Source organism: Streptomyces bobili, from assembly GCF_002154575.1.
In the GTDB taxonomy this organism is placed as follows: domain Bacteria; phylum Actinomycetota; class Actinomycetes; order Streptomycetales; family Streptomycetaceae; genus Streptomyces; species Streptomyces bobili.
This window is the reverse complement of record NZ_MUBA01000571.1, coordinates 1-5,267: the sequence shown is the minus strand read 5'-3', so window position 1 is coordinate 5,267 and position 5,267 is coordinate 1. Positions and strand designations below refer to the sequence as shown.

The 5,267-nt window shown below is 73.4% G+C and carries 4 protein-coding genes and 2 pseudogenes; all 6 read right to left on the bottom strand.

Annotated elements, in window-relative coordinates:
* Window positions 1–402 (bottom strand): annotated as a pseudogene (locus BZL64_RS33770) (hypothetical protein); the annotation flags it as partial.
* Window positions 403–545: 143 nt separating this feature from the next.
* A complete protein-coding gene (locus tag BZL64_RS33765; RefSeq protein ID WP_086772908.1) occupies window positions 546–1,343 on the bottom strand; it encodes a type III pantothenate kinase in 798 nt (265 codons plus the stop codon).
* Between the two features lie 16 nt (window positions 1,344–1,359).
* Window positions 1,360–2,349 (bottom strand): carboxylating nicotinate-nucleotide diphosphorylase, encoded by a 990-nt coding sequence (gene nadC / locus BZL64_RS33760; RefSeq protein ID WP_086772907.1) that lies wholly within the window; start codon window positions 2,347–2,349, stop codon window positions 1,360–1,362.
* Window positions 2,350–2,354: 5 nt separating this feature from the next.
* Window positions 2,355–4,067 (bottom strand): L-aspartate oxidase, encoded by a 1,713-nt coding sequence (locus BZL64_RS33755; protein WP_086772906.1) that lies wholly within the window; start codon window positions 4,065–4,067, stop codon window positions 2,355–2,357.
* Window positions 4,064–5,056: a pantoate--beta-alanine ligase gene (gene panC / locus BZL64_RS33750; protein ID WP_086772905.1), complete on the bottom strand. Its 993-nt coding sequence runs from the start codon at window positions 5,054–5,056 to the stop codon at window positions 4,064–4,066. The genes BZL64_RS33755 and panC overlap by 4 nt, the downstream gene beginning before the upstream one ends.
* A pseudogene (locus BZL64_RS33745) lies at window positions 5,053–5,267 on the bottom strand (DUF2520 domain-containing protein); the annotation flags it as partial. The gene panC and the pseudogene BZL64_RS33745, both read right to left, overlap by 4 nt.

Here is a 5,267-nt window from a genome sequence, read left to right as displayed (position 1 = left end):
TCTCGCCCGTCGTACGGCCCGGCGGGCCGTACGACGGGCGAGACGGGCGCGTACGTCCTGCTCGGCGAGAGTCTGGCAGCGGTCCAGGAGGGCAGCTGCCGTCGGATTGCCCCGCAGGGCACGCAGGGCGGCGAGGTCGTCGGCCTCGGGCCGGTGGCCGGCCGCCAGCACTTCCTCCAGGAGCGCGAGGTATCCGGCGGCGGTGCCGGGGAGCGCGGCGCGGTAGCGGACGAGGTCGGACACCAGGAAGGCCCGCAACCGGGCGGCCTCACGCATCGCCTCGTCGAGGGATTCGGCGAGCCGATGGCAGTGCTGGACGTCCTCGGACGAGGCGGGGCCGGGGTGGAGGGCGAGGGCGAGGGCGCGACGGAGCACACGCAGCTCCTCCGCACCGAACGCCATGCCGCCGCGGGATCCGTATGGCGTGGGCATGCGGCGACGATACGCGCTAATCAGACAAATTCGACATAAGGAGTGGGTGTGGCGCGCCCGATTCCACGGACCGGCCCCACACCCACATCCTCACAACTCATCACTGAAAGGGCTCACATCCGCGAGACGTTCCGCTCGTACACCAGGCGCAGCCCGATCAGGGTCAGCCACGGCTCGTGCTCGTCGATCACCGAGGACTCGCCCAGCACCATCGGTGCCAGACCGCCCGTGGCGATCACCGTCACGTCGTCGGGGTCCTCCGACAGTTCCTTGGCCATCCGGCCCACCACGCCGTCGACCTGGCCGGCGAAGCCGTAGACGATGCCGGACTGCATCGCCTCGACCGTGTTCTTGCCGATCACGCTGCGGGGCCGGGCCACCTCGATCTTGCGCAGCTGCGCGGCCTTGACGCCCAGCGCCTCGACGGAGATCTCGATGCCGGGCGCGATGACGCCGCCGACGTACTCCCCGCGCGCGCTGATCGCGTCGAACGTGGTCGCCGTGCCGAAGTCCACGACGATCGCCGGACCGCCGTACAGCTCGTTGGCGGCGACCGCGTTGATGATGCGGTCGGCACCGACCTCCTTGGGGTTGTCGAAGAGGATCGGTACGCCCGTCTTCACGCCGGGCTCGACGAGCACCGCGGGGACGTCGCCGTAGTAGCGGCGGGTCACCTCGCGCAGCTCGTGCAGGACGGACGGGACGGTCGCGCAGATGGCGATGCCGTCGATGCCCTCGCCCAGCTCCACCCCGAGGAGGGGGTGCATGCCCATCAGGCCCTGGAGGAGGACCGCCAGCTCGTCGGCCGTGCGGCGGGCGTCCGTCGAGATCCGCCAGTGCTCGACGATGTCCTCCCCGTCGAACAGGCCGAGCACGGTGTGCGTGTTCCCTACGTCGATCGTCAGCAGCATGGCCGGATCCCGCTCCCTACTCCGCAGTTCGCAGGTCCAGGCCGATGTCCAGGATCGGCGAGGAGTGGGTCAGGGCGCCCACGGCCAGGAAGTCGACCCCGGTGTCCGCGTAGGCCTTCGCGTTGTCCAGGGTGAGCCGGCCGGAGGCCTCCAGGAGCGCGCGTCCGTCGACGATGCCGACGGCCTCCGCGCACTCCTCGGGCGTGAAGTTGTCCAGCAGGATCAGGTCGGCGCCGGCCTCGATGACCTCGCGCAGCTGGTGCAGGGTGTCGACCTCGACCTCGATCGGCACGTCCGGGAATGCCTCCCGTACGGCCTGGAAGGCCTGGGCGACGCCGCCTGCGGCGACCACGTGGTTGTCCTTGACCAGGGCCGCGTCGGACAGCGACATCCGGTGGTTGACGCCGCCGCCGCAGCGCACGGCGAACTTCTCCAGGGCGCGCAGCCCCGGCGTGGTCTTACGGGTGTCACGCACGCGTGCCTCGGTGCCCTCCAGGGCGTCCGCCCACGCGCGCGTGGCCGTCGCGATGCCGGAGAGGCGGCACATCAGGTTCAGGGCGCTGCGCTCGCCGGTGAGGAGGTCGCGCGTGCGCGTGGTGACCGACAGCAGTGTCTGTCCGGCCTCCACGCGGTCGCCGTCCTCGACATGACGCTCGACCTCGAACTCGTCCGTGCAGACGACCGAGAGGACGGCCTCGGCGACCCTGAGGCCCGCCACCACGCCCGCCTCGCGCGCGGTGAAGTCGGCCGTGGCCACGGCGTCCTCGGGGATGGTCGCGACCGTCGTCACGTCCACGCCGTGGGCCAGGTCCTCCTGGATGGCGACGTTGGCGATGTCCTCGACCTCGACGGGGTCGAGCCCCGCGTCGGCCAGGAGCTGGGCGAGTGCGGGATCGAGCCCGCACTCCAGGTACTCCTCGTCGGCCGCGTCGGCGTCCGTGCCACAGGCACAGCCGTCGCCGCAGCCGCCGCTCTGGACGAGGGGAAGGTCCTCGGGGGTGGTCACTTCTGTCACTGCTCCTGCTGCCGGCGGGTCGGGGGGAAGTCTGCGGTATCGGTGGTGTGCACGGCGAGGGTCCGGTCCGGATTCAGCCGTACGACGATGTGGCGGCGCCAGTCGGTGTCGTCGCGCTCGGCGCGGTCCTCGCGCCAGTGGCAGCCGCGGGTCTCCTCGCGCAGCCGGGCGGCGGCGACCAGGACGCGGGCCACGCACAGGAGGTTGGTGGCCTCCCAGGTGTCGACGCCGGGCTCGGCGGTCTTGCCGTTCTCGTCGAGGGCGTCGCGGGCCTCGGAGTGCAGCCGCTGGAGCTGCTCGGCGGCCTTCTCCAGGGAGTCGGCGGAGCGCAGGACGCCCGCGCCCTCGGTCATGCTCCGCTGGATGGCGAACCGGGCCTCGGGGGCGAGGAGGGGGTGCGCGGGCGTCTCGGGGTGCTCCACGGGCGCGGGCACGCGCGCGGGGAGGCCGTCCGCCGATCGGCTCGCCGCGATGTCGGCGGAGATGCGCTCGGCGTAGACGAGGCCCTCCAGGAGGGAGTTGGACGCGAGCCGGTTCGCGCCGTGCACGCCCGTGCAGGCGACCTCACCGCAGGCGTACAGGCCCGGCACGGTGGTCCTGCCGTGGGAGTCGGCGCGCACGCCGCCGGAGGCGTAGTGGGCGGCAGGGGCGACCGGGACGGGCTCGGTGACCGGGTCGATGCCGTGCGCCCGGCAGGCGGCGAGGATGGTCGGGAAGCGGTGCTCCCACATCTCGGCGCCGAAGTGGCGGGCGTCGAGGTACATGTGCTCGGCGTCCAGCTCCTGCATGCGGCGCATGATGCCCTTGGCGACGATGTCGCGGGGCGCCAGCTCGGCCAGCTCGTGCTGGCCCAGCATGAAGCGCACGCCGTTGCCGTCGACCAGGTGGGCGCCCTCGCCGCGGACCGCCTCGGAGACGAGGGGCTGCTGGCCCTCCGCGTCGGGGCCGAGGAACAGCACGGTCGGGTGGAACTGCACGAACTCCAGGTCGGAGACCTCCGCGCCCGCGCGCAGGGCGAGCGCGACGCCGTCGCCCGTCGACACGGACGGGTTGGTGGTCGCCGAGAAGACCTGGCCCATGCCGCCGGTGGCGAGGACCACCGCGGGCGCGTGCACGGCGCCGACGCCGTCGTGCTGGCCCTCCCCCATGACGTGCAGGGAGACACCGGCGGTGCGTCCGTCGGCATCGGTGAGGAGGTCCAGGACGAGCGCGTTCTCGATGGTGCGCAGTCCGCGCGCGCGGACCGCCTCGACGAGGGCACGGGAGATCTCCGCGCCGGTGGCGTCGCCGCCCGCGTGCGCGATGCGGCGGCGGTGGTGGCCGCCCTCGCGGGTCAGCTCCAGGCCGCCTTCCTCGGACTCGTCGAAGTGGGCGCCGGTCTCGATGAGCCGCCGTACGGCGTCGGGGCCCTCGGTGACCAGGAGGCGTACCGCGTCCTCGTCGCACAGGCCCGCGCCCGCCACCAGGGTGTCTTCCAGGTGCTGTTCGGGGGTGTCGCCCTCGCCGAGCGCGGCGGCGATACCGCCCTGCGCCCAGCGGGTGGAGCCGTCGTCCAGGCGGGCCTTGGTGACGACGACCGTCGTCAGTCCGGCGGCCTCGCAGCGCAGGGCGGCGGTGAGGCCGGCCACTCCGGAGCCGACGACCACGACGTCCGCGGAGATGGACCACCCGGGCGCGGGCGCGTGCAGTCGTATGCCTGTGCTGGTCACGAGGCGGCTCCGAAGGTGAGGGGGAGGTTGTCGATCAGCCGGGTCGTGCCGACCCGGGCGGCGACGGCGAGGACGGCCTCGCCGGTGAAGTCGTCGTCGATGTCACCGAAGTCGGACGGGTCGACGAGCGCCAGATAGTCCAGTTTCAGCGGCGGCGTCATGCGCGCGGCCTCGTCCAGGACCGTGCGGGCGGCGGTGCGGACGGCGGCCACGGAGCCGGGAGCGGCCTTGGCCACTGCGTGGGCGTCGGCTGCCGCGCGGGACTCGCCGAGGGCACTGAGCGCCTCCGCGCGCGCGTGGGTGGCGGGCACCTCGCGTGCGCGCGCCCTCAGCGCCTCCTGGGCGGCGTGCCGGTCGCGGCCCGCGAACAGCGCCTGGGACAGGGCGAGCGCGGTGCGCCGCTCGGCCGGGGACAGATAGCGGTTGCGGCTGGACAGGGCCAGCCCGTCGTCCTCGCGCACGGTCGGTACGGCGACGATGTCGATGCCGAAGTTCAGGTCGCGCACCATGCGCCGGATCAGGGCGAGCTGCTGCGCGTCCTTCTGGCCGTACAGGGCGGCGTCGGGGCGGGTCAGGTGCAGCAGCTTGGCGACGACGGTGAGCATGCCGTCGAAGTGCCCGGGGCGCGAGGCACCCTCCAGGCGCTCCCCCATGGGGCCGGCGCTGACGCGGACCTGTGGCTCGCCGCCCGGGTAGACCTCGTCGACGGACGGGGCGAAGACGACGTCCGCGCCGGCCTCTTCGGCGATCTTGACGTCGGCGTCCAGGGTGCGCGGGTAGCGGTCTAGATCCTCGCCCGCACCGAACTGGAGCGGATTGACGAAGACCGTGACGACGACCTCGCCCTCCGGTCCGGCGATCTCGCGCGCGGTGCGCACGAGGGTGGCGTGTCCCTCGTGCAGGGCGCCCATCGTCATCACGACGGCGCGGCGGCCCGCGCGCGTGCGGGCGTGCAGCTCACCGGCGGTGCGCAGCAGGGTCGTGGTCATCGGACGTCTCCCTCGGCGCCGTCGGTCCCCTTGGCGAGTACCCCGAGGAGGTCCTCGGCGAGTTCCGGCTTGAGCAGGCCGCTGGCGAGGGCCCGGTCGGCCGTGGCGCGGGCCATCGCGAGATAGCCGTCGACGGTCCCCGGGGCGTGCCTGCGCAGCTCGGAGACGTGTACGGCGACCGTGCCCGCGTCGCCGCGCGCGACGGGGCCGG